General features: G+C 66.2%; 20 protein-coding genes. 5 read left to right on the forward strand and 15 right to left on the reverse strand.

Annotated elements, in window-relative coordinates:
• Position 1 precedes the first annotated feature (1 nt).
• The 7 genes from NUV79_RS13465 to NUV79_RS13495 form a co-directional block, all read right to left on the reverse strand.
• On the reverse strand, positions 2-1,234 hold the full coding sequence (locus tag NUV79_RS13465; protein WP_257733593.1) for a phenylacetate--CoA ligase family protein: 1,233 nt from the start codon (positions 1,232-1,234) through the stop codon (positions 2-4).
• A gap of 44 nt (positions 1,235-1,278) precedes the next feature.
• Positions 1,279-2,124: an ABC transporter ATP-binding protein gene (locus tag NUV79_RS13470; RefSeq protein WP_257733594.1), complete on the reverse strand. Its 846-nt coding sequence runs from the start codon at positions 2,122-2,124 to the stop codon at positions 1,279-1,281.
• 68 nt (positions 2,125-2,192) lie between these two features.
• The gene (locus NUV79_RS13475; protein ID WP_257733595.1) at positions 2,193-3,521 is read right to left on the reverse strand and encodes an ABC transporter substrate-binding protein; all 1,329 of its coding nucleotides are present in this window, start codon (positions 3,519-3,521) and stop codon (positions 2,193-2,195) included.
• A 164-nt stretch (positions 3,522-3,685) separates the two neighbouring features.
• Positions 3,686-4,765 (reverse strand): branched-chain amino acid ABC transporter permease, encoded by a 1,080-nt coding sequence (locus NUV79_RS13480; RefSeq protein ID WP_257733596.1) that lies wholly within the window; start codon positions 4,763-4,765, stop codon positions 3,686-3,688.
• A 13-nt stretch (positions 4,766-4,778) separates the two neighbouring features.
• Positions 4,779-5,693, reverse strand: a complete 915-nt coding sequence (locus NUV79_RS13485; RefSeq protein WP_257733646.1) for a branched-chain amino acid ABC transporter permease — start codon at positions 5,691-5,693, stop codon at positions 4,779-4,781.
• Between the two features lie 172 nt (positions 5,694-5,865).
• On the reverse strand, positions 5,866-6,681 hold the full coding sequence (locus tag NUV79_RS13490) for an ABC transporter ATP-binding protein (RefSeq protein WP_257733597.1): 816 nt from the start codon (positions 6,679-6,681) through the stop codon (positions 5,866-5,868).
• Complete coding sequence (locus NUV79_RS13495; protein WP_257733647.1) at positions 6,678-8,663, reverse strand: AMP-dependent synthetase/ligase; 1,986 nt, start codon at positions 8,661-8,663, stop codon at positions 6,678-6,680. The genes NUV79_RS13490 and NUV79_RS13495 overlap by 4 nt, the downstream gene beginning before the upstream one ends.
• A 270-nt stretch (positions 8,664-8,933) precedes the next feature.
• On the opposite strand from NUV79_RS13495, the gene NUV79_RS13500 reads away from it, so the two are divergent.
• Together NUV79_RS13500 and NUV79_RS13505 are read left to right on the forward strand one after the other, a co-directional pair.
• Positions 8,934-9,332: a VOC family protein gene (locus NUV79_RS13500; protein WP_257733598.1), complete on the forward strand. Its 399-nt coding sequence runs from the start codon at positions 8,934-8,936 to the stop codon at positions 9,330-9,332.
• Positions 9,333-9,547: 215 nt separating this feature from the next.
• Positions 9,548-9,784 (forward strand): hypothetical protein, encoded by a 237-nt coding sequence (locus tag NUV79_RS13505; RefSeq protein WP_257733599.1) that lies wholly within the window; start codon positions 9,548-9,550, stop codon positions 9,782-9,784.
• Positions 9,785-9,896: 112 nt separating this feature from the next.
• Here the strand turns inward: NUV79_RS13505 and NUV79_RS13510 are convergent, their stop codons facing one another.
• The 3 genes from NUV79_RS13510 to NUV79_RS13520 form a co-directional block, all read right to left on the reverse strand.
• Positions 9,897-10,094 (reverse strand): hypothetical protein, encoded by a 198-nt coding sequence (locus NUV79_RS13510; protein WP_257733600.1) that lies wholly within the window; start codon positions 10,092-10,094, stop codon positions 9,897-9,899.
• A 78-nt stretch (positions 10,095-10,172) separates the two neighbouring features.
• Positions 10,173-10,847, reverse strand: a complete 675-nt coding sequence (locus NUV79_RS13515) for a Crp/Fnr family transcriptional regulator (protein WP_257733601.1) — start codon at positions 10,845-10,847, stop codon at positions 10,173-10,175.
• 244 nt (positions 10,848-11,091) lie between these two features.
• Positions 11,092-14,649 carry an indolepyruvate ferredoxin oxidoreductase family protein gene (locus NUV79_RS13520; RefSeq protein WP_257733602.1) on the reverse strand — a complete coding sequence of 1,186 codons (3,558 nt, stop codon included), beginning with the start codon at positions 14,647-14,649 and terminating at the stop codon, positions 11,092-11,094.
• A 352-nt stretch (positions 14,650-15,001) separates the two neighbouring features.
• Here NUV79_RS13520 and NUV79_RS13525 point away from each other — a divergent pair, with 352 nt between their 5' ends.
• Both NUV79_RS13525 and NUV79_RS13530 read left to right on the forward strand, forming a co-directional pair.
• The gene (locus NUV79_RS13525) at positions 15,002-15,604 is read left to right on the forward strand and encodes a DUF1007 family protein (RefSeq protein WP_257733603.1); all 603 of its coding nucleotides are present in this window, start codon (positions 15,002-15,004) and stop codon (positions 15,602-15,604) included.
• Positions 15,595-16,617, forward strand: coding sequence for a nickel/cobalt transporter (locus NUV79_RS13530; protein WP_257733604.1), 1,023 nt, complete (start codon positions 15,595-15,597; stop codon positions 16,615-16,617). The genes NUV79_RS13525 and NUV79_RS13530 overlap by 10 nt, the downstream gene beginning before the upstream one ends.
• Here the strand turns inward: NUV79_RS13530 and NUV79_RS13535 are convergent.
• From NUV79_RS13535 to NUV79_RS13555, 5 genes are read right to left on the reverse strand one after another with little or no spacing between them, the layout of a single operon-like run.
• Complete coding sequence (locus NUV79_RS13535) at positions 16,614-17,006, reverse strand: nitrile hydratase accessory protein (protein ID WP_257733605.1); 393 nt, start codon at positions 17,004-17,006, stop codon at positions 16,614-16,616. The genes NUV79_RS13530 and NUV79_RS13535 overlap by 4 nt on opposite strands.
• Positions 16,993-17,652 carry a nitrile hydratase subunit beta gene (gene nthB, locus NUV79_RS13540; RefSeq protein ID WP_257733606.1) on the reverse strand — a complete coding sequence of 220 codons (660 nt, stop codon included), beginning with the start codon at positions 17,650-17,652 and terminating at the stop codon, positions 16,993-16,995. Before nthB ends, NUV79_RS13535 begins: the two co-directional genes overlap by 14 nt.
• The gene (gene nthA, locus NUV79_RS13545; protein WP_257733607.1) at positions 17,649-18,278 is read right to left on the reverse strand and encodes a nitrile hydratase subunit alpha; all 630 of its coding nucleotides are present in this window, start codon (positions 18,276-18,278) and stop codon (positions 17,649-17,651) included. The genes nthB and nthA overlap by 4 nt, the downstream gene beginning before the upstream one ends.
• Before the next feature lie 12 nt (positions 18,279-18,290).
• Positions 18,291-19,487, reverse strand: a complete 1,197-nt coding sequence (locus tag NUV79_RS13550; RefSeq protein WP_257733608.1) for an amidase — start codon at positions 19,485-19,487, stop codon at positions 18,291-18,293.
• A gap of 6 nt (positions 19,488-19,493) precedes the next feature.
• Positions 19,494-21,083 (reverse strand): gamma-glutamyltransferase family protein, encoded by a 1,590-nt coding sequence (locus NUV79_RS13555; protein WP_257733609.1) that lies wholly within the window; start codon positions 21,081-21,083, stop codon positions 19,494-19,496.
• Positions 21,084-21,216: 133 nt separating this feature from the next.
• Between NUV79_RS13555 and NUV79_RS13560 the strand changes: the two genes are divergently transcribed.
• Complete coding sequence (locus NUV79_RS13560) at positions 21,217-21,456, forward strand: hypothetical protein (RefSeq protein WP_257733610.1); 240 nt, start codon at positions 21,217-21,219, stop codon at positions 21,454-21,456.
• The last annotated feature ends 2 nt before the right edge of the window (positions 21,457-21,458 follow it).

Below are 21,458 nucleotides of genomic sequence, written 5' to 3' on the forward strand. Positions count from 1 at the left end.
GTCACCCGACCGGGCGTTCGTCGGCGATGACCTTGCCGTCGTTCGGCAGCGCGCCGAGCGGCAGGATCTCCACGGCGCCTTTCAGCTTGGTCACCTGCTGCAAGGTCGAGGAGACTGCATCGACGAAGCCGGCCGGCTCGGCATAGATCTCGGCCTTCAGCGTCATCGTATCGGTCTCGTTGGCGCGGCCGACGACGAGGCGGAGTTTCGCGATCTCGGCATGGCGCTTGGCGATCTCGGCGACCTGCTCGGGCCGCACGAACATGCCCTTGATCTTGGCGGTCTGGTCGGCGCGGCCCATCCAGCCCTTGATCCGGGTATTGCTGCGCCCGCAGGCGCTTTGGCCCGGCAGCACGGAGGTGAGGTCGCCAACGGCGAGCCTGATCTGGGGATGATGCGGGTCGAGATTGGTGATCACGACCTCGCCGACCTCACCCTCGGGAACGGGATCGCCCGTGCCCGGCCGGACGATCTCGACGATCAGGTTCTCGTTCAGCACCATGCCTTCGCGGGCCGAGGTCTCATAGGCGATGACGCCGACATCGGCAGTGGCATAAAGCTGGTAGGCGTCGATGCCGCGCTCCCGGACCCAGGCTTGGAGCGAGGGCGGGAAGGCGGCGCCGGAAACGACGGCGCGCTTGATCGAAGAGATGTCGACGCCGCGCGTTTCGGCCGCCTCGATCAGAATCTTCAGGAAATCGGGCGTTCCGGCATAGGCGCTTGGGCGATAGGCCGAGATCACCTCCATCTGCTGCTCGGTATTGCCGGGACCGGCCGGGATCACGGCACAGCCGAGCGCGCGGGCGGCCGAGTCCATGATGAAGCCGCCCGGCGTCAGGTGGTAGCTCAGCGTGTTCAGGACGATATCGCCCGGCCGGAAACCTGCGGCGTAGAGGCCGCGCCCAGCACCCCAGGCATCGACAGCAGTGCCTTCCGGCTCGAAAATCGGGCCGGGCGAGGTGAAGAGCCGACCGAAGGAGCCGGGCGTTTCCGCGACGAAGCCACCGAAGGGCAGGGCGGCTTTCTGAAGCGCGGGCAGTTCCGCCTTGCGCAGGATCGGCAGGCTGGCCAGTGCCTTGCGGTCGGTGATCGCGGCGGGGTCGATGCCGGCGAGCCGCTCGGCATAGGCCGGGGCCTTCGTGGCCGCTGCCAGAATCGCCGGTAGGCGAGCGAAGAGATCGGCCTCGCGCACGGCAGGCGAGCGGGTTTCGAGCGCGTCGTGGTGCTCTGTCATGGAGTGGTCTCGTCTGTCGGGGTGCGGTGCCGGATCGCTTGGGGTCACGACAGCCAGCGCTTGCGGCGCTTGTAGCTCTTCACCTCGCGGAAGGACTTCTTGTTGCCCTCGGCGACGCCGAGATAGAATTCCTTCACGTCCTCGTTCTCGCGCAGCATCTTCGCCTCGCCATCCATGACGACGCGGCCGGTCTCCATGATGTAGCCGTAGGTGGCGTAGCGCAGCGCCATGTTGGTGTTCTGCTCGGCGACGAGGAAGGAGACACCTTCGTCGGCATTGAGCTGACGGACGATCTCGAAGATCTCCTCGACGATTTGCGGGGCGAGGCCCATCGAGGGCTCGTCGAGCAGGATCATCTTCGGGTTCGACATCATCGCCCTGCCGATGGCGCACATCTGCTGCTCGCCGCCGGAGGTGTAGCCGGCCTGCGACGAGCGGCGCTGCTTCAGGCGCGGGAACAGGGTGTAGATCTTCTCGAGGTCGCGCTTGATCGCGGCATTGCCGTCGCGGCGGGTGAAGGCGCCGGTCAGCAGGTTCTCCTCGATCGAGAGATGGCCGAAGCAGTGCCGGCCCTCCATGACCTGGATGCAGCCGCGCCGGACCAGTTCGTTCGGGGACATCTTGTCGACGCGCTCGCCGTCGAAGACGATCGAGCCCTTGGTGACCTCGCCGCGCTCGGCCTTGAGCAGGTTGGAGATCGCCTTCAGTGTGGTGGTCTTTCCGGCGCCGTTGGCGCCGAGGATCGCGACAATGCCCGCGCGTGGCACGGTGAGCGAGACGCCCTTCAGCACCAGCACGACATGGTCGTAGATGACCTCGATATTGTTGAGCGACAGGATCGTGTCGCCCGCGGTCGTTGTGGCTGGCTTTTCGAGGGTGGCGGTCGACATCGGCCTCTCCCGGACAATCGGTATCGAAGGGGGCCGGCGGCGGGGAGCCGCCGCCGGCTGCCGTCAGATCAGGACGACTTCTCGCAGGCTTCGGTGCGCTTCGGCCAATTGCCGGCCTTCTCGACATAGTCCTTGGCGTTGGACTCGATCAGCGGCCGGACTTCGTCCTTCAGAGGCTCGATCCAGTCGCCCTTCTGGGTCCACTTGCTGCCGTCCCACTCGGCGACATAGGCCTTGTGGTGCCCGGAATGGTCGGCGCAGCTGATCTTCACAGGCGAAGCGAAGCCCGCCATGCCGATCTCCTTGAGCCTGGCCTCGTCGACATTGAGGCTCTCGAGGCCGCGGCGCATGTCTTCGGAGGTTATGACCTTCTTGCCGGTCAGCTTCTGCGCCGTGCGGATCGCCTCGACGACCAGCATCGAGTTGTAGACGCCGCGATTATAGAGGTTCTCGCCGACCTTGTCCTTCGGCGTCGTGCTCTTGCCCTTGTCGACGACGTGCTTGAGGATGTCCTGGATCACCGGGAAGTTCTGACCTGCGGCGTTGAAGTTCAACGACTTGTAGCCCTTGGCCTCAGGCCCGCCCGCGCGGGCATCGTCGTCGCCGCCGGCCCACCAGACGCCGACCAGCTTGCCGATCGGGAAGTTGTTCTTGATCGCTTCCTTCACTGCGGTCGGGTTCATCGCGCCCCAGCCCTGGTTGTAGAGGAAGTCCGGCCGGTCGCGGCGGATCGAGAGCCAGAGCGAGCCCTGGTTCTGCATGTCGGCCGCGGCCACCGGATAGAGCTTGAGCTCGAAGCCGTATTTCTTGGCGAGGTTCTCGAGGACCGGGATCGGCTCCTTGCCGAAGGGGGCGTCGAGATGGATCAGGCCGAGCTTCTTGCCCTTGAGCTTGTCCATGCCGCCGAGCTCGGCCGCCATGTGCTTCACCATCAGCGAGGCGCCGTCCCAATAGGTCAGCGGCGGGATGAAGACCCAGGGGAAGTTCGTGCCGTCAGCCGACGAGGACAGGCCGTAGGCCATGGACAGGATCGGGATCTTGTCGACATGGGCGCGCGGGATCGCGGCGAGCGTCGCGCCGGTCGACCAGGGCGAGTAGACAACGGTGTTCTTCGACTTGGCCTGCTCGTAGCACTCGATCGACTTCTTGGTGTCGTAGCCGGTCTCGCATTCCTCGTAGACGATCTTGACGCCGTTCACGCCACCGTCACGCTCGTTGATCATCGCGATGTAGTCGCGCATGCCGTCGCCGATCGGGATGCCCGAGCCCGAGAACGGGCCGGTGCGATAGGCATTGTTGGCGAAGTAGATGCTGTCCTGCGCCATGGCCGGGGCAAGCGCGCCGGCGGCGAACAGGGCTCCGAGCGCTGCACCCTTCAACAGATTGCTGGTCTTCATGGACTTCCTCCGTTCGTTTCCTCCCGACCAGACTGCTGTCGGATCGGTCTTTATCCGCCGGCGCTTCACTGTCGCCGGTCGTTTCTTGGGTCTCTCCCGTTTGAGGTTTGGGAGCATGACTTGGTGCGAAAACCGGTTTCCACTTTTCGCGCCATGCTCCGGCCTCAATAGGGGAAGGGCCACGTCCGCAATTTCTGCTTCCCGATCTGCCAGAGCCTGGCGAGGCCGTGCGGCTCGACGATCAGGAAGATGATGATCAGCGCGCCGACCAGCATGAAGGTGACGTGCTCGGCGGCGGCGCCCGCGATCGGGATGCCGAGCGCCGGCAGGCCGAATTTCAGCGCCGTCGGCAGGATCGAGAGGAAGGCCGCGCCGAAGAAGGAACCGATCAGGGAGCCGAGGCCGCCGATGATGACCATGAACAGGATGTTGAAGGAGAGGCGGATCGAGAACACGTCCGCCGCCTCGCCGCCGCCGTACCAGAGGAAGATCATCATCGCGCCGGCGACGCCGCAGAAATAGGAGGAGACGGCGAAGGCGGCGAGCTTGGCGTTGAGCAGCTTGATGCCCATCAGCTCGGCGGCGATGTCCATGTCGCGCACGGCCATCCAGGAGCGGCCGAGCTTGCCGTGGACGATGTTGGAGGCGAACCAGGTCAGCACCACGACGAGGCCGAGGCAGACGAAATAGCGTGTTTCAGGTGTCGCGGCCGCACCGGTCAGCGGGATGTCGAAGAGCGTGCGCTGCGGCACCTCGATCGCGCCCGAGGCGTTGTAGTTGAACAGCCAGGGCACGCGGACGAAGGCCCATTGCAGGAAGAACTGCGCGGCGAGCGTCGCGACGGCGAGGTAGAAGCCCTTGATGCGCAGCGACGGCAGGCCGAAGAGCACGCCGATGCCGGCCGAGAACAGCCCCGAGACGAGGATCAGGACGATGATGTTCACGCCGGGGAAGAAGGTGGTGAGCTTGTAGCAGCTATAGGCGCCCACCCCCATGAAGGCGGCGGTGCCAAGCGAGATCAGCCCGGTATAGCCGGTGAGGATGTTGAGCCCGATCGCCGCCAGCGAGAAGACGAGGAAGGGGATCATCACCGAGGCGATGAAGAAGTCGCTGCCCAGGAAGGGGATGGCGACGAGCGCGATCGCCAGGATGACGGCGATGCCGATCCGGTCTTCCTTGAGGGGGAAGACCGCCATGTCGCTGGCATAGCTGGATTTGTATTGGCCGGCCTCGCGGTAGAGCATGTCGTCCGGCTCCTCAGATACGTTCGATGATCTTGTCGCCGAACAGGCCCTGCGGCCGGAACAGCAGGAAGCCCAGGGCGATGAAATAGGCGAGCCAGCTCTCGATGCCGCCGCCGATCAGCGGGCCCCAATAGAACTCGCCGAGCTTCTCGCCGATGCCGATGATCAGGCCGCCGACGATGGCGCCGGGGATCGAGGTGAAGCCGCCGAGGATCAGCACGGGCAGCGCCTTCAGCGCGACGATCTCCAGCGCGAAGGACACGTCCGAGCGGGCGCCCCACATGATGCCGGTGATCAGGGCGACGATGCCGGCGGTGAACCAGACGATCACCCAGATCTGGTTGAGCGAGATGCCGACCGAGAGCGCCGCCTTGTGGCTGTCGGCCACGGCTCTGAGCGCGCGGCCGATGCGGGTATACTGGAAGAAGGCGGCAAGCGCTGCGATCATCAGCGAGGCGATGAGGGCTGCGGCGATGTCGATCTTCTGCAGCGAGACCAGCCCGCCGAGGATCTGCAGGTCGATCGCGCCCTTGGGCAGGTAGAGCTGCTCGGCGATCATCTGCTTGGGGTTGCCGCCGAAGAGGGATTCACCGAAGCCGATCAGGAAATAGGTGATGCCGAAGGTCGCCATGAACAGGATGATGTCGGGCTGGTTGACCAGCGGGCGCAGCACCACGCGCTCGATGGTGACCGCGAGCGCGAACATCACGCCGAGCGTCAGGATGACCGCAAGGAAGGCCGGCACGCCCTTCTCGTAGAGGCCGACCAGGGTCAGCGCCGCGAACACCACCATGATGCCCTGCGCGAAGTTGAACACGCCCGAGGCCTTGAAGATCAGCACGAAGCCGAGTGCGATCAGGGCATAGAGCACGCCGGAGACGAGCCCTTCCCAGACCGTCTGCACCAGCAGGTCCGGCGCCTGGACCATCTGCTGGAACGGATCGACGAAGATCGCATAGAGCGTGTTGGTGGAATCGAGCCGCACGCCGATCGCGAGCGCCGCGATGACGACGACGACGATCAGGCCGGCCTTGACCAGCGGGTTGGCGAGGAGGTTCGGGGCGGGGCGGGTGGCGATGTCGCTCATGTCTCCACGCTCCTCAATGCGCCACGCCGAGATAGGCATCGATGACGCGCTGGTCGGCCTTGACCTCTTCGGGCGTGCCGTCGGCGATCTTGCGGCCGTATTCGAGCACGACGACGCGGTCGGACAGGTCCATGACGACCCCCATATCGTGCTCGATCAAAGCGATCGTGGTGCCGAACTGGTTGTTCACGTCGAGGATGAAGCGGCACATGTCCTCCTTCTCCTCGAGATTCATGCCGGCCATCGGCTCATCGAGCAGCAGCAGCTCCGGCTCCATCGCGAGCGCGCGGCCAAGCTCGACGCGCTTCTGCAGGCCGTAGGGCAGCTTGCCGACCGGCAGTTTGCGGATGTGCTCGATCTGCAGGAAGTCGATAATGTCCTCGACGACGCGGCGATGCGCGATCTCCTCCTGCATTGCCGGGCCATGGCGCAAAGCCTGCCAGAAGAAGCCCTTCTTCATCTTGAGCGTGCGGCCGGTCATGATGTTGTCGAGCGTCGACATGCCCTTGAACAGCGCGACGTTCTGGAAGGTGCGAGCGATGCCGCCGGCTGCGGCGCGGTGCGGGCGCATCTTGGCGCGGCGCTCGCCCTTGAAGACGATCTGGCCTTCCTGAGGCTGGTAGAAGCCGTTGATGCAGTTGAGCATCGAGGTCTTGCCGGCGCCGTTCGGCCCGATGATGGCGCGGATCTCGCCCTTGCGGATGTCGAAGGAGACATCGGTGATCGCCTTCACGCCGCCGAAGCGCAGCGAGATGTTCTCGACAGAGAGCAGGACTTCGCCCTTGGCGCGAATGGGTGTGCCGGTCACGTTGATCGGTTCCGCGTTCATGCCGCCTTCGCCGATGACGGCGCCTCCTGCCCGGCGACGGGGTAGATCTTGGCGTCACGCACCTTGACGCGTGCCGAGATCGCGCCCTTGCGGCCGTCCTCGAAGGTGACTTCTGTCGAGATATCGGCGGCCTCCGAGCCGTCATAGAGCGCCGTGACCAGCGGGGCGTAGCGCTCGGCGATGAAGCCGCGGCGGACCTTCTGGGTGCGGGTCAATTCGCCGTCGTCGGCGTCCAGCTCCTTGTGCAAGATCAGGAAGCGCTTGATCTGCGCGCCGCCCATCATCGGCTCGGAGGCGAGCGAGCGGTTCACCTCGTCGACATGCTTGGCGATCATGTCATAGACGAGATCGTGGCCGGCGAGCTCCTGATAGGAGGCATAGACGACGTTGTTGCGCTCGGCCCAGTTGCCGACGGCGATGAGGTCGATGTTCAGCGCCACGGTCGCGTGGTCGCGGCCCTGGCCGAAGGCGACGGCCTCCTTGATGTTCGGATAGAATTTCAGCTTGTTCTCGATGTATTTCGGCGGGAACAGCTCGCCATTGGCGAGCTTGCCGACATCCTTGGCGCGGTCGATGATCTTGAGATGGCCGCCGTCGTCGAAGAAGCCGGCATCGCCGGAGCGGACATAGCCGTCTTCGGTCATGGTCTCTGCGGTCTTGTCCGGGTCCTTGTAGTAGCCGCCGAAGATCGAGGGTGAGCGGTAGAGCACCTCGCCATTGTCGTCGATGCGGATATCGACCATCGGCGCGGGCTTTCCGACCGTATCGGCCTTGATCTCGCCGTTCGGCTGCATGGTGATGTAGACCCCGGCCTCGGTCTGGCCGTAGAGCTGCTTCAGATTGATGCCGATGGAGCGATAGAAGCGGAAAAGCTCGGGGCCGATCGCCTCGCCCGCAGTGTAGCCGACCTTGATATTGGTCAGGCCGAAGCGGTTGCGCAGCGGGCCGTAGACCAGCCAGTCGCCGAGCTTGTAGAGCAGGCGGCCTTTCAGCGGCACGCTCTCACCGTTCAGGATCTGCTCGCCATAGCGCTTCGCGACGTCGAGGAAATAGTGGAACATCTTCCGCTTGAGCGCGCCGGCATCCTCCATGCGCACCATGGTCACGGTCAGCATGTTCTCGAAGACGCGGGGCGGGGCGAAGGCATAGGTCGTGCCGACCTCGCGGCGGTCGTCGATCACCGTGTCCGGGCTTTCCGGGCAGTTGACGCAGAAGCCGGCCAGCATCGCCTGCGCATAGGAGAAGACGTGGTCGCCCACCCAGGCAATCGGCAGATAGGCGATGACCTCGTCGGTCTCGTTGAGCCCGTCGAAGCCGCAGCCGATCTCGGCGGCGATCAGCACGTTGTAGTGGCTGAGCATCACGCCCTTGGGCCGCCCGGTGGTGCCGGAGGTGTAGAGGATGATGCCGAGATCGGAACCCTGGCCCTGCTCCATCTCGCGGGCAAGTGCCGCCCCCGCTTGCGGGTCCTTCAATGCCCGGCCGCCGTCAGCGATCACCGTCTCGATGGCGTGGAGCTTGCTATGGTCGTAGTCGCGCAAGCCGCGGGGCTCGTCATAGAGCATGTGCCGGAGATGCGGCAGGCGATCGGCGATCGAGAGCAGCTTGTCGACCTGCTCCTGGTCCTGCACCACGGCAAAGACCGCCTCGGCATGGTCGAGGACATAGGCCATCTCCTCGGCGACGCCGTCGGCATAGACCGGGACGGGAATCGCGCCGATCCATTGTGCCGCGCACATCGACCAGTAGAGCCGTGGCCGGTTCTGGCCGATGATCGCGACCTTCTCGCCGCGCTTCAGGCCGAGGTCCTGAAGACCCTTGGCGAAATTGCGGACGTGCTCGGCTACCTCCGCCCAGTTCCAGGACTGCCAGATGCCGAGATCCTTGTGGCGGAAGGCGACGCGCGAGGCGCGTTCCTTCGCGTTGCGCAACAGCAATTTCGGAAAGGTATCCGCCTGGCCGGCGGTGCCGCTTGCCACGATTGCGTTCTCCCTGTCGAGCCGCCATGCGTCGTGGCGACTTCCGCGGGCCGGTTTCCGGCCTCGTTCTCATGCAAGACTTGCAGGCGGCCATCATCCTTGCAAGGACCCGCTTGACAGACAATTCGCCTTTTGGTGACTATTGTCCCGCCGAAGTCTGCTCCTCACGCAGATTTGTTGCGTGCGCTTTTGCTTCGGCTCTGATTTTCCTCACGAATTCGACAGATTGAATCGGCGGGCGGAACCGCGCCCGCGGTGGCGGCGGACCGACTCATGCTTCATCATCTGTCTTTCGGCGTTTTCGATATCGAGCGCGCCTGCGCCTTTTACGACGCGGTGCTGGCGCCGCTTGGTTATGTCAGGGTCTGGCAGGACCTGCGCCCGGGTGAGACAGGACAGGCGGTCGGCTACGGTGTGCCCGGGGGTGGCGACAAGCTCGCGCTGAAGCACCGGCCGGAAGGGCAGCGGCCGCCGGGGCCGGGCTTCCATTTGGCCTTCGCCGCGCCTGATCGCGGGGCGGTCGACCGGTTCCATGAGGAAGCGCTTCGGCAGGGCGGACGCGACAATGGCGCGCCTGGCCTGCGCACGCATTACGGGCCGCATTACTACGCTGCCTTCGTGGTCGATCCTGACGGCTATGCGATCGAGGCGGTGTTCAACGCGCCGGTTTAGCGGCTTTCAACGAACGCCGACGCCATCAGCATCTTAAAAGCGATCGAGGGCCGCTTCGCAAAAACAACGGTAGTCCACCACTTGTCGGCCCTAACCATGAAGTGACCAGCGCATCGGCTCGCGCCCCGTTGCCGGCTAGAAAAGAGTCGTGCCACTGTGCCGGAATGACTTCGATATCAGATCAAGGACGGCTTTGGCTTGCGGCTGGTAAGCGCATGGGATTTGAGGTCGTTGCACCTTGCAAGATCACGCTCGGTGACGGCTCATTGGTCGAAGCTACCGCTCTAGTGAAAGTCGGGCCACCCAACGGAATGGTGGTCGATCCTGACTGGCGCGTCATCAAACCCTTCGCTGAGAAACTTTTCGCGGAAGACTTCGGCTACTCAGCAATAGAGATCAGCGAGAACGACGAAGACCTGGTCGATGTAATCCGCGACTGGAGTGGAGACTGACAACACCCCTCCATGTGCCACTTAGCCATAGGTGTCGGGCGACTGCTATGGCTCAATAGAGAGCCCCTCATGGGCGACAAGCTACCGGGGGCGTGGCGCGCTGCCCTTGAGATCAGCGCCGAGGCTTCGTGTTGCGTGCAGTCGCACCACCCAACACATGCCGATCCATATTGATCTTCACCGGCTTGCAGGTGTGGAAGGGATCGAGCCAATTGCCCCAGAGACGACGGGCGATCTCGGACTGCGCGGCAGCGTATTCGACGATCTGGTCGTTGACCCGTTTCGTCATGAGGTCGAGGAGGCCAAACATGGCGGCGGTTCCTTTCTCAGCCCTAGCTGTTCAGGAGAAGGAACGCGCGAAACGCGATTTGGTGCCCTGCAGCAATGTTCAACCTTCGTAGCGGGCGAGCTTGTCGAGGTCGCGGATGGTGATGCTGCCGTGTCCGAGCTCGATCAGGCCGAGATCGGCGAGCTTCGCCAGGCCCTGATTGGCCATTTGCCGGGAGATGCCGGCGAGCATGCCCAGTTCCTCCTGCGATATCGCCAATGTGCGGCCGAGATCGGGATAGAGGATCGGGTTGAACAGCCAGGCGAGGTTGCGGGCGAGGCGACCGGTGGAATCAAGCGTGCGCTCGGTTTCGGCCAGCGAGATGAACTGGGCGAGGCGCTCGTTGAACTGGTGGACGAGGAAGCGATTGAACGCGGCCGAATGCTCGAACAGCCAGAGGAAGGTTGAGCGCCGCATCAGCGCAATCCGCGACTCGCGCAGCGCCACCAGCTCGTAGCGGCGTGCCTCGGCCTTGATCACGGTGCCCTCTCCGAACCAGGCTCCCGTGCGCAGACCGGCGAGGGTCGCCGATTTTCCGGTCTTCGAGGTCGTCGCCATCTTGACCAGCCCCTCGGCGACACCGGTCCATGCCTCCAGCCGGTCGCCGACATGGCAGATCGAGGCACCCTTGCCGTAACTCTTGAAGGAGATGCCGCGTCGCGCCTCCTCGAACTCTGCCTCCGCCAGATCATGGGACCAGGAGGCGATGGCACGCAGTTCCTCGGGGGTGATCAAGATGGGGTTATCCGGGCAATGGGCGGTTGGCAGCAGTATGGGCTGCGAGGGCAGCCGGACTCAAGCTGAACCAAAGAGGCGCAGGGAACCCTCTCCCGTAGGGAGAGGGCAGGGTGAGGGGTAGGCCGCTCACCGTCCTTGCCGTGAGGTAGTCGCTGCGCAGCGGTGAAGTTGGTGCCTCACTGGTCCAACGGCCTACGCCTCACCCCGGCCCCTTTCTCTATGGGAGAGGGGTTCCCCCGCCCTATTCGGCCGCCTGGGGCAGGGCCGCGGAAGGAGAGCCGTCTCGCAACTGCTTGAGTAACACCGCTTCCTCTGCCTTCGCGGCCTTGAGATGCCGTTCCTTGACATGGCCAAAGCCGCGGATCTTCGCGGGTATCGCGGCCAGCGCCACGCAGAGCGCGTGGTTCTCGGCCGCGAGACGGGTCAGCAACTCGTTCAACAGGGCCTCGTAATCCTCGATCAGCCGGCGCTCGGTGCGGCGCTCCTCGGTACGGCCGAAGAGGTCGAAGGCGGTGCCGCGCAGGCCCTTGAGCTTTGCCAGCATCGAGAAGGCACCCATCATCCACGGACCGAAGCTCATCTTGCGCGGCAGGCCGGTATTGGGGTCGCGTCGTGCCAGCAGCGGCGGGGCAAGGTGGAACTCGTAGCGTAGCGGCGTGCCGTCGCCGGCTTCTGCCTCGAAGGTGGCAGTGACCTGCTTGCGGAAGGCGCCGTCGCTGTAAAGCCGCGCGACCTCGTATTCGTCTTTATAGGCCATCAGCTTGAATAGATTGCGGGCGACGGCGTCGCTCAGCGCCGTCTGGCCGGACATCACCGCCGCCTCGCGCGTCTGCGCGCGAGCGACGAGATGGCGATAGCGCGCCGCATAGGCCGCGTTCTGATAGGCGGTGAGGAAGGCGATGCGGCGCTCGATGGTCTCTTCCAGCGTCTGGGAGAGCTGGCGGGCGGGCGTCGCCGCCTTGCTCTGCGAGAGGAGCCCGGCGAGCGCTTGCGGGTCATGCGCGGCGCGGCGGCCGAGCTCGAAGGCCTGCTTGTTCATGGCGACGGCTTCGCCATTGAGCTCGACCGCCTTGAGCAGCGCCTCGCGAGAGAGCGGCACAGCCCCGAGCTGCCAGGCATGGCCGAGCATGAACATATTGGCGGCGATGGCATTGCCGAGAAAGGCGACCGCTGCGGCGGTCGCATCGATGAAATGCGTCTGCTCGCGGCCGGCGGCTCCGAGGATCGCGCGCTTCAGGCGCTCGGTCGGCAGCGAGAAATCGGCATTGCGGGTGAAGTCGCCCGGCAGGCTCTCTGCCGTGTTGACGATGACTGTGCCGCGTTCGGGCCTGATCGCGCCGAGCACCTTCTTCGAGCCGGTGACGGTCAAGTCGCAGCCCAGCACGAGATCGGCCTGTCCCGCGGTGACGCGGATGGCATGGATATCGTCCGGATGCGGCGCGAGCTTGACATGGCTGAAGACCGCGCCGCCCTTCTGGGCGAGGCCGGCCATGTCGATCATGCCGCAGCCCTTGCCTTCGAGATGCGCGGCCATGCCGAGAATCGCGCCGATGGTGACGACGCCCGTGCCGCCGACGCCGGTGACGATCACCGCGAAGCTGCGATCGAGCGCCGGCACTAGCGGTTCGGGCAGTTCAGTTTCGCCGAGTGCCGCGGCATCGAGCCGGAGCGGATCGGCCTTCCTGGGCTTCGCGCCGTGCACGGTGACGAAGGAAGGGCAAAAACCCTTCACGCAGGAGAAGTCCTTGTTGCAGTTCGACTGGTCGATCTGGCGCTTCCGGCCGAATTCGGTTTCGAGCGGCTGGACGGAGACGCAGTTCGACTGCACGCCGCAATCGCCGCAGCCTTCGCAGACCAGTTCGTTGACGATGATGCGCTTGTCGGGATCGGGATAAGCGCCGCGCTTGCGTCGGCGGCGCTTCTCGGTGGCGCAGGTCTGATCGTAGAGCAGGAGCGAGACGCCGGAGGTTCCGGCGAGCTCGCGCTGGACGGCGTCGAGCTCGTCGCGATGGTGCAGCGTCGTGCCGGCCGGCCATTGCGTGCCCGGCGGATATTTGCCGGGGTCGTCGCTGACGACGGCGATACGGGCGACGCCTTCGGCCGCGACCTGCCGCGCCATCTGGTCGGGCGAGAGATGGCCTTCGGCCTGCTGGCCGCCGGTCATCGCGACCGCGTCGTTATAGAGCAGCTTGTAGGTGATCGTGACGCCCGACGCGACGGCCCAGCGGATCGCGAGCGAGCCGGAATGGGTATAGGTGCCGTCGCCGAGATTCTGGAAGACATGGCCGCGCTTCGAGAACGGCGCTTCGCCGACCCAGTTCGCGCCCTCGCCGCCCATCTGGGTGAAGCCCGCCGTGTCGCGGTCCATCCACTGAACCATGTAATGGCAGCCGATGCCGGCATAGGCGCGCGAGCCCTCGGGCACGACGGTCGAGGAATTATGCGGGCAGCCCGAGCAGAAATAGGGCGTGCGCCGCGCGATCTCCTGCGCCTCGGCGAGGCGGCCCTGCGCCGCCGCGATCTCCTCCAGCCGGGCGCGTAAGGCGGGGTCATCGCGGTATTGCAGCAGGCGTCCGCCCAGTGCGATGGCGATGTCGTTGGGGTCGAGCGCGCCGTGGACAGGGAAGAGCCAGTCGCCGTTCTCGTCCTTCTTGCCGATCACCATCGGCTGGTGCTTGGCGCCGTAAAGCTCCTCGCGAACCTGAACCTCAATCAGCGAGCGTTTTTCCTCGACCACCATGATCAGGTCGAGTCCCTTGGCAAAGGCCTTCAGCTCGGCCGGGTCGATCGGCCAGGGGCAGGCGAGCTTGAACAGGCGGATGCCGAGGTCATTGGCGCGGACCTCGTCGATGCCGAGATCGGCGAGCGCCTGCTGCACGTCGAGATAGGATTTGCCGACGGTGGCGATGCCGATGCGCGGCTTCTTGCCGCCATGGCTGACGATGCGGTTCAGCTTGTTGGCGCGCAGATAGGCCAGCATCGCGTCGCGCTTGTAGAGATGCATCCGGCGCTCCTGCTCGACGAAATCGAGCTCGCGGCGGATGGCGAGGCCGCCGGGCGGCGGGGTGTAATCGGTCGGCGTGACGATCGTGACGCGGTCGAGCGAGCCGTCGACCGAGGCGGTCGATTCGATGTTGTCCTTGACGCATTTGATGCCGACCCAGACCGAGGCGAAGCGCGAGAGCGCGATGCCGTGCAGGCCGTAATCGATGATCTCCTGCACGCCGGCCGGGTTCAGGATCGGCATCATCCGGTCGACCAGCACGAACTCGGTCTGATGGGCGTTGGTCGAGGATTCCGCCGTGTGGTCGTCGCCCATCAGGCAGATGACGCCGCCCTTGGGATCGGTGCCGGCCATGTTGCCGTGGCGGAAGACATCGCCGGAACGGTCGACACCCGGGCCCTTGCCGTACCAGAGAGCGAAGACGCCGTCGTGCTTGCCTTCGCCACTCAGGCCCGCCTGCTGCGTGCCCCAGATCGCGGTCGCGGCGAGGTCCTCGTTCAAGCCCGGCTGGAAGACGATGTTCGCGGCCTTCAGGGGCTTGGACGCCCGCATCAATTGCTGGTCGAGCCCGCCGAGCGGGGAGCCGCGATAGCCGGAGACGAAGCCGGCGGTGTCGAGCCCGGCCTGCCGGTCGCGCTCGCGTTGCATCAGCAGCATGCGGGCGACGGCCTGCGTGCCGGTGAGGAAAACCTCGCGCTTCCCGAGATCATATTTGTCGTCGAGCGCGACCTCGCGCAGCCCGGTCTGGCGCAGCGCCCCCGCCTCGGTGCCGGATTTCCGTGGTGCTTCGGCCATGTTCGGCCTCCCGGATCATCGTTCCCGCCGACGGGCCGGTGATCCCGGCCTCATGCTTCGCCATCTCCGCGGCGAATATGTCAGTAAGGCTGACATATCGACCGGAGGCGGTCAATTGATCTGGTATCATTCCAGTTTTCGGGGCCGGGTCCAGAGATTTGCGGGAACGGCCGGTGCGCGTCCTGCGGGAGGCGCCGCGATTTGGCCCTGTTTGCCGGGGATGGCTGTCGCAGCGATCAGGCGTGACGAAGCGCCCGTTGACGATCGCTTCACCATGATCCACGCAAGCGGGATCACGGAGGGTTCGCCTTTGACGCGACGCGCGCATTTCACGGCCCTGTCGGGGCTCCTTATGGCCGCTTTTGCGGCCGGGCCGGTGGCTGCGCATCCGCATGTCTTCGTCACCGCCAAGGCCGAGATCGTCTTCGCGGCCGACGGCTCGGTGCAGGCGATCCGGAACCGCTGGAGCTTCGACGAGGCCTATTCGGCCTATATCACGCAAGGTCTCGACAAGAACCGGGACGGCAAGCTGACCTCGGACGAGCTCGCTGAGCTCGCCAAGATCAATGTCGAATCGCTGCCCGATGTCGAATTCTTCACCGCGGCCAAGCTCAACGGCCGCAAGCAGGAATTCGGCACGCCGGGCGAAGAGGTCATGACCTTCGATAACAAGGTGCTGACGCTGGTTTTCACGCTGCCGTTGAAGACCCCGGCCAAGGCGCGCTCATTCGGCATCGAGATCGGCGACCCCACCTATTTCGTCGCGTTCTCCATCGTCGATGAGCCTGATGCCGTCGTAACCAAGGGCGCGCCGCAGGGCTGCGTCGTGCGGGTCAATCGCCCGCCCAAGCTCGACGACGCCACGCAGAAGCGCCTCGCCGAGGCCGATATCACCGCGACCCCCGATGTCAGCGGACTCGAGATCGTGACGCGGGCGCTGGTGGCATGTCCGTGACATCCGCCGAGACAGCGCGCCCAGCCGGTGCGAGGCTGTCGCGACGCCTGATCGCCTGCGCGCTGGCGCTGTTGCTGGTCGGGGGCGTGGTTGCCCTGATCGCTTTCCTGATCGCGAGCGTCAGTCCGCCGCCTCCGCCCCCACCGCGCAACCCCTTCGGCGCCGCGCTGCCGCGCGAGGCCTTGCCGTCAACGACTGGTTTCGGGGCGGTGCTGCTAGCCTGGCAGTCAAGCTTCTACCGCGAATTGACCGCGACGCTGAAGGCGATCGCGACGGCGCCCGGCGCGCTCTGGGGTTTGCTTGGGCTCTCCTTCGGCTACGGCGTCTTCCATGCCGCCGGTCCCGGCCATGGCAAGGCGGTGATCTCCGGCTATATCGTCGCGGACAACCGCAGCCTGAAGCGCGGCCTGGCCTTAAGCTTTGCGGCCGCGCTCCTGCAGGCGCTGGTTGCGATCGCGATCGTGACGGCGGCGACCTTGCTGCTGCGGGTCACCGCGATGCAGATGAATGCCGCGACGACCGTGATCGAGCAGGGCAGCTTTCTGCTGGTCGCGCTGGTCGGGCTGCTGATGCTCTGGCGTAAGGCGGGCGCGCTGGTCCGGCTGGAAGCCGGCGGGGCGCATGACCCGGCGGCTTGCGATCATGTCCATATGCCCGATGCCGAGCAGGTCTCGCGGCTCGCCGGCTGGCGCGACATGGCGGGCGTCGTCGTTGCGGCCGGTGCACGGCCCTGCGCGGGCGCGCTGATCATCCTCGTCTTCGCCAATGCGCAGGGGCTGTTCTGGGCGGGGATCGCCGCAACCTTCGCCATGGCGCTGGGCACGGCGCTCACCACTGGGGCGCTCGCCGCCTTCGCCGTGTTCTTCAAGTTCGCGGCGCTGAAATTGGCCGGCGGGGGCAGCCTGCGCTCAGCCCGGCTCATCGCCGGGCTCGAACTGCTCGCCGCCGCTTTCGTCGCCGTGCTCGGCGCGGCGCTGTTCACCGGCCTTTGGATCGGCGGGACTGGGAGTTAGGGCTCGGCCCGCAGCGGATCATTCTCCAGCAGGATCGGCTTGCCATGCGGTGTCGCCTCGGCCGCGCGCGCCCATGAGGCGGCGAGCGCGTCGACGCCGTCATGCGAGGCCAGCCCCTTTTCGATCAGGAGATGCTCCAGCGCCTCGCACCAGCGCTCGTAATAATCCGAGCCGTCCTTGCAGCCGCCGGCCGCGAGCGCCTCGCGGATTTCGGCGCCGAGCGCCTGCGCCCATTCCTCGGCGGTGAAGACGCCCTTGTTCTGGAGTTCGACGACCAGCGCGAAGGCCTGCGCCTGCCAGGGCTCGGCGAAGATCGGGCCCTCGGCGTCGCGCGGGATCGGCGTATCGGCGGCGAGCGCTGCCGCCAGATCGGTCTCAGGCCGGCTCAAGATAGCTCTCCCAGGCCTCGATGCTGACGGTGGAGGTCGGGTCGGCGTCGCGGCCCCAGAGCTCGCGACCGTCGAAGACCACCGTGTAAAGCCATTGCGCCGTCTCGGGCTTTCCCTGCGCGCCCGTATCCGGGAAGACATGGCAGCCGGTGATGCGCTCGACCACGCCGGTCTTGCCGCGCGCATAGCGCGGCAGGCGGGTGTGGTGCTGCGGGTGCATCACGATGGTGCGGACCTTGTCGCCCACCGTGAAGCGGGCCGGGGCCTTGGCCTCGCGCTCATAGGGGAAGCCGCGCCGCAGGACGCCCGCGACCTCCTCGCCCTTGAGCACGCGCTTCGGCTCGCGGCGTTCGGTGGCCGGCTTGCCGCTGACGAGTTCGTCCGCGCTCAGGAAACCGTGCTTGACCAGCACCTTGTCGAGCGCGGCGAGCCAGATCTCGTAATAGGTCGAGGAGAGGTACTGGGCTGGCGGCAAGCTCTCGCGGGCATGGCGGATCTCGTCGATGGTCCAGGCACCCATGGCGCCGGCCGCGACATTGATCGCGAGCACGCGCTTCTCCCAGTCGCCGTGGAAGACCGGTTCGTTCGGCTCGGGGACGACCGGGCCGAAGGCCATCTGACCGCCGAGATCATGGGCGCTGTTCATGCCGCGTCCTCCACGCGAGGAAGGCCGGTGCCGATCATCGAGTCGCGGGAGACGATGCTGGCGAGCTTTTCCTCGCTCCAGCCTTCGGTGCCGGCGGGCCGCATCGGGATGACGATGAAGCGGGTCTCGGCGGTGGAATCCCAGACGCGGACGCGCTGGTTCTCCGGCAGCGTCACGCCGAAATCGGCGATCGTGCCGCGCGGATCGATCACCGCCTTGGCGCGGTAGGGCGGGGATTTGTACCAGACCGGCGGCAGCCCGAGCACTGGCCAAGGGTAACAGGAGCAGAGCGTGCAGACGATCAGGTTGTGCTGCTCGGGCGTGTTGAAGCAGGCGACGATATGCTCGCCGCCGCGCCCGCCATAGCCGAGTTCGGCCGCGGCGGCCGTGCCGTCAGCCTTCAGGCGTTCGGCGAAGGCCGGATCGGTCCAGGCTTTCGCGACGATGCGGGCGCCGTCGCGCGGGCCGATCTTGGTCTCATAGGTGTCGATGATCGCGTCCAGCGCGGCCGGGTCGACATAGCCCTTCTGGACCATCAGCGTTTCCAGCGCCTTCACCCGCGCCTCGATCGCGGTGAAGTGGTTGTCATGGGTGTGGTCGTGATCGTGGTGGTGATGTCCGCTCATGGCGGCCTCCTCTCAGGCGATCCGGATGCGTGCGGCGCGCTCGTAGCGCACAGCGAAGGCGACGAGCGAACGGTCGGAGCCCTTCGGTCCAATCAGCGACAGGCCAAGCGGGGCGCCCTCGCGCTGCGCCACGGGGATCGTGACCTGCGGGAAGCCTGAGAGCCCTGCGAGGCAGAGCAGGCGCAGCGCCCGGTTGCGGAAATCCTCGAGCTCGGCTTCCTTCGCGGCGATCAGCGGGGCGACGTCCGGCATGGTCGGCAGGATCAGCACGCCGTCCTGGCCGAGCAGGCGGGCGAGCCGGGTGCGGAAGGTTTTCCGGGTGGCCTCGCCCTTGGCGTATTCGGCGTCGGTCACCGCCTTCGAGAAGGCGAAACGCTCCTTCACACCCGGGCCGAGCGGCGGGGCGAAGCGCTCGATCATCGGGCCGTCCGACAGCCAGGCTTCGCGGCCCTGGATCCAGCGGAAGGCCCAGTAAAGCGCATCGAGATCGCGGACGAGCTTGACCCCCTCGGGCTGGCCGAGGGTCGTAACCGTGCGCTGTACGACATTGCGCAGGATCGTCTCCGCCTCGGGCACGGCCTGGGCGAACATGTCGTCGGTCATCAGGAGGCGCGGCGCCTCGGGCAGTTCGGTCTTGTCCGGGCCGAACAGGACATTGGCGACGCGGGCGAAGATGTCGCCGTCGCGAGCGAACCAGCCGGGCGTGTCGAGGCTTTCCGCCAGCGGCCAGGCGCGCTTCAGCGAGAGCCGGCCATGGCTCGGCCGGATGCCGAAGAGGCCGCCATAGCTTGCCGGTGCGCGCACCGAGCCGCCGGTGTCCGAGCCCAGTGCGATATCGGCGAGGCGACCGGCCACCGCGGCCATCGAGCCGCAGGAGGAGCCGCCGGTGATGCGCTCGGGCGCGGCCGGATTGATCGGCGAGCCGAAATGCGCGTTCTGGCCGTTGAGCGAGAAGGCGAGCTCGTCGGTATGGGTCTTGCCGACGAAGCGCGCGCCGGCCTGAAGCAGCTCCTTCACGATCGGTGCGGTCTTGGTCTTGATGCCGGATTGCGCCAAGATCAGCGGCGAACCGGCCCCGGTCGGATAGCCCTTGATGTCGAAGAGGTCCTTCACCGCCAGCGTCAAACCGGCAAGCGGGCCGGCGACGGCGTGCTTCACCGGCGCGTCGGGGTAGGGGACGAAGCAGCGGAACGGATCGTCGAAAGTCATCTGGCGTCAGAGCCCCCTGGAATCGCCGTCGGAACGCGGGTCATGCACCGCCTCGACATGGCCCTTCGCGTGTTTCACCAGCATGCCGGCATGGCCGAAGCCCTCGGAATAGGCGAGGCCGCTTTCCTCGACCGGATGGCCGGCGGCATCGAGCCGCTCCAGCAGCGAGGGGTCGAAGCGGCTCTCGAACTTGAGGCTGGTCGAGCCCGCCCCCCAGGTCTTGCCGAACAGCCAGCGCGGCGCATCGACCGCCGTCGCGAGGTTCTGGCCGGCGCGGTAGCGCGTCAGGATCTGCGCCTGGAACTGCGGCTGGCCGTCGCCGCCCATCGAGCCATAGGGCAGGACGCGCCCGTCGTCGAAACGGGCAAGGGCCGGATTCAGCGTGTGGAAAGGCTTGCGGCCGGGCCTCAGCGGATTGGCCGCATTCTTGTCGAGCGAGAAGGAGACGCCGCGGTTCTGCCAGTGGATACCGGTGGCGGGGAGCGCGCAGCCCGAGCCGTATTCCCAATAGATCGACTGAATATAGGAGACGGCGAGACCCTTGCCGTCGATGGCGCCCATCCAGATCGTGTCGCCGTCGCCAGTGCGCAGCGGCAGCTTCGCCGCCCGCTTCATGTCCACGGCCGCCGCCTCGCGGATCAGGGCGGCGTCGGTCAGGAAATCGGCGGGCGGGTGGTCGAGTTCGGCCGGATCGGTGACATAGCGGTCGCGGATGGCGAAGGCGCGCTTCGTTGCCTCGATCAGCCCGTGATGGTGCTCGAACGAGTCGAGCCTGGCCTCGCCCAGCCGTTCGAAGATGCCGAGGATCAGCAGCGAGGCCAGCCCCTGCGTCGGCGGCGGCAGGTTGGCGACGGTCAGGCCGGGGAGCTTCAGAGTGAGCGGCGCGACGGATCGCGCGTGGTAGCGTTCGAGGTCCGTGCGTGTGACCGGTGCGCCGATGCGTTCGAGATCGGCGGCGATCTCGCGGCCGACATCGCCGCGGTAGAAATCGTCGAGCCCGGCATCGGCGAGCTGCTGCAGGGCAGCACTAAGCGCCTCCGGCTTGCGGCGGGCGCCGGGCCTGGGCGGAGCGCCGTCGATCCAGAAGCTGGAGACGAAGCCGGGCGCGGCCTTCAGCGCCTCCAGCTCGTTCGGCTTGTTGCCGAGCTCGGAATCCGAGACCGCATAGCCTTCGCGGCAATGGCCGATCGCGTCGAGCAGCAATTCGCCGAGCGGCATGCGCCCGCCGAGCGAGCGCGAGATATCGAGGGCCAACTGCCAGCCACCGACGGCACCGGCAACGGTCAGGGCCGCTTCCGGCCCACGCGAAGGCAGGACGTCATAGCCCTTGCTGCGATAGCGCTCGATCGTCGCGAGCGACCCGGCCGGGCCGCAGGCCTCGATGCCGTGCATCTTCCCGCCGGGCTCATGCACCAGCCAGAAGCCGTCGCCGCCGATGCCGTTCATGTGGGGGTAGACCACGGCGATCGTCGCGGCCATCGCGACCATGGCCTCGATGGCATTGCCGCCTTCGGCAAGGATGGCGCGGCCCGCCTCGGAGGCGAGGCGGTGAGGGGCCGCGACGGCGGCGGAGGCGAAGACGGGTGTATCGAGCATCAGGACTTTTCAAGCGCGGAGATCATGCCCATCTGCACGATGGGCGCGAATTTGTTGCATGGGGCGGCAAGCTCCGCTAGGTGCGTGGGGCGCATGGCCGCGCAAGGCGGCCCGCGCGTGAAGGAAGGACAGCATGGCCGGACGGCATATGAACTGGCGCAACCTGATCATGGTCTCCTCGTTCGGGATCCTGATCGCCGTCGAGCTTTTCGGCGTGGCGCTGGCGGCCGGCTGGGCACTGGCCGGCCTGTTCGAGCTCGGCACCATCTTCGAATACATCCTGATGGCGGTGTTCTCGGTCTTCGCCGGCTACGGGCTGATCAACCTGATGCGCCGCATGCTCAAGATCGAGCATCTGACCGAGGTCGATTGAGG

It is taken from the genome of Allobosea sp. 47.2.35 (assembly GCF_024655635.1).
Lineage (GTDB): Bacteria > Pseudomonadota > Alphaproteobacteria > Rhizobiales > Beijerinckiaceae > Allobosea.

Bases quoted from the DNA above. Each gene is read 5' to 3' on its own strand.
- NUV79_RS13465 (WP_257733593.1), bottom strand. From the start codon at position 1,234: ATGACAGAGCACCACGACGCGCTCGAAACCCGCTCGCCTGCCGTGCGC.
- NUV79_RS13470 (WP_257733594.1), bottom strand. From the start codon at position 2,124: ATGTCGACCGCCACCCTCGAAAAGCCAGCCACAACGACCGCGGGCGAC.
- NUV79_RS13475 (WP_257733595.1), bottom strand. From the start codon at position 3,521: ATGAAGACCAGCAATCTGTTGAAGGGTGCAGCGCTCGGAGCCCTGTTC.
- NUV79_RS13480 (WP_257733596.1), bottom strand. From the start codon at position 4,765: ATGCTCTACCGCGAGGCCGGCCAATACAAATCCAGCTATGCCAGCGAC.
- NUV79_RS13485 (WP_257733646.1), bottom strand. From the start codon at position 5,693: ATGGTCCAGGCGCCGGACCTGCTGGTGCAGACGGTCTGGGAAGGGCTC.
- NUV79_RS13490 (WP_257733597.1), bottom strand. From the start codon at position 6,681: ATGAACGCGGAACCGATCAACGTGACCGGCACACCCATTCGCGCCAAG.
- NUV79_RS13500 (WP_257733598.1), top strand. From the start codon at position 8,934: ATGCTTCATCATCTGTCTTTCGGCGTTTTCGATATCGAGCGCGCCTGC.
- NUV79_RS13505 (WP_257733599.1), top strand. From the start codon at position 9,548: ATGGGATTTGAGGTCGTTGCACCTTGCAAGATCACGCTCGGTGACGGC.
- NUV79_RS13510 (WP_257733600.1), bottom strand. From the start codon at position 10,094: ATGTTTGGCCTCCTCGACCTCATGACGAAACGGGTCAACGACCAGATC.
- NUV79_RS13520 (WP_257733602.1), bottom strand. From the start codon at position 14,649: ATGGCCGAAGCACCACGGAAATCCGGCACCGAGGCGGGGGCGCTGCGC.
- NUV79_RS13525 (WP_257733603.1), top strand. From the start codon at position 15,002: ATGGCCGCTTTTGCGGCCGGGCCGGTGGCTGCGCATCCGCATGTCTTC.
- NUV79_RS13530 (WP_257733604.1), top strand. From the start codon at position 15,595: ATGTCCGTGACATCCGCCGAGACAGCGCGCCCAGCCGGTGCGAGGCTG.
- nthB (WP_257733606.1), bottom strand. From the start codon at position 17,652: ATGAACAGCGCCCATGATCTCGGCGGTCAGATGGCCTTCGGCCCGGTC.
- nthA (WP_257733607.1), bottom strand. From the start codon at position 18,278: ATGAGCGGACATCACCACCACGATCACGACCACACCCATGACAACCAC.
- NUV79_RS13550 (WP_257733608.1), bottom strand. From the start codon at position 19,487: ATGACTTTCGACGATCCGTTCCGCTGCTTCGTCCCCTACCCCGACGCG.
- NUV79_RS13555 (WP_257733609.1), bottom strand. From the start codon at position 21,083: ATGCTCGATACACCCGTCTTCGCCTCCGCCGCCGTCGCGGCCCCTCAC.
- NUV79_RS13560 (WP_257733610.1), top strand. From the start codon at position 21,217: ATGGCCGGACGGCATATGAACTGGCGCAACCTGATCATGGTCTCCTCG.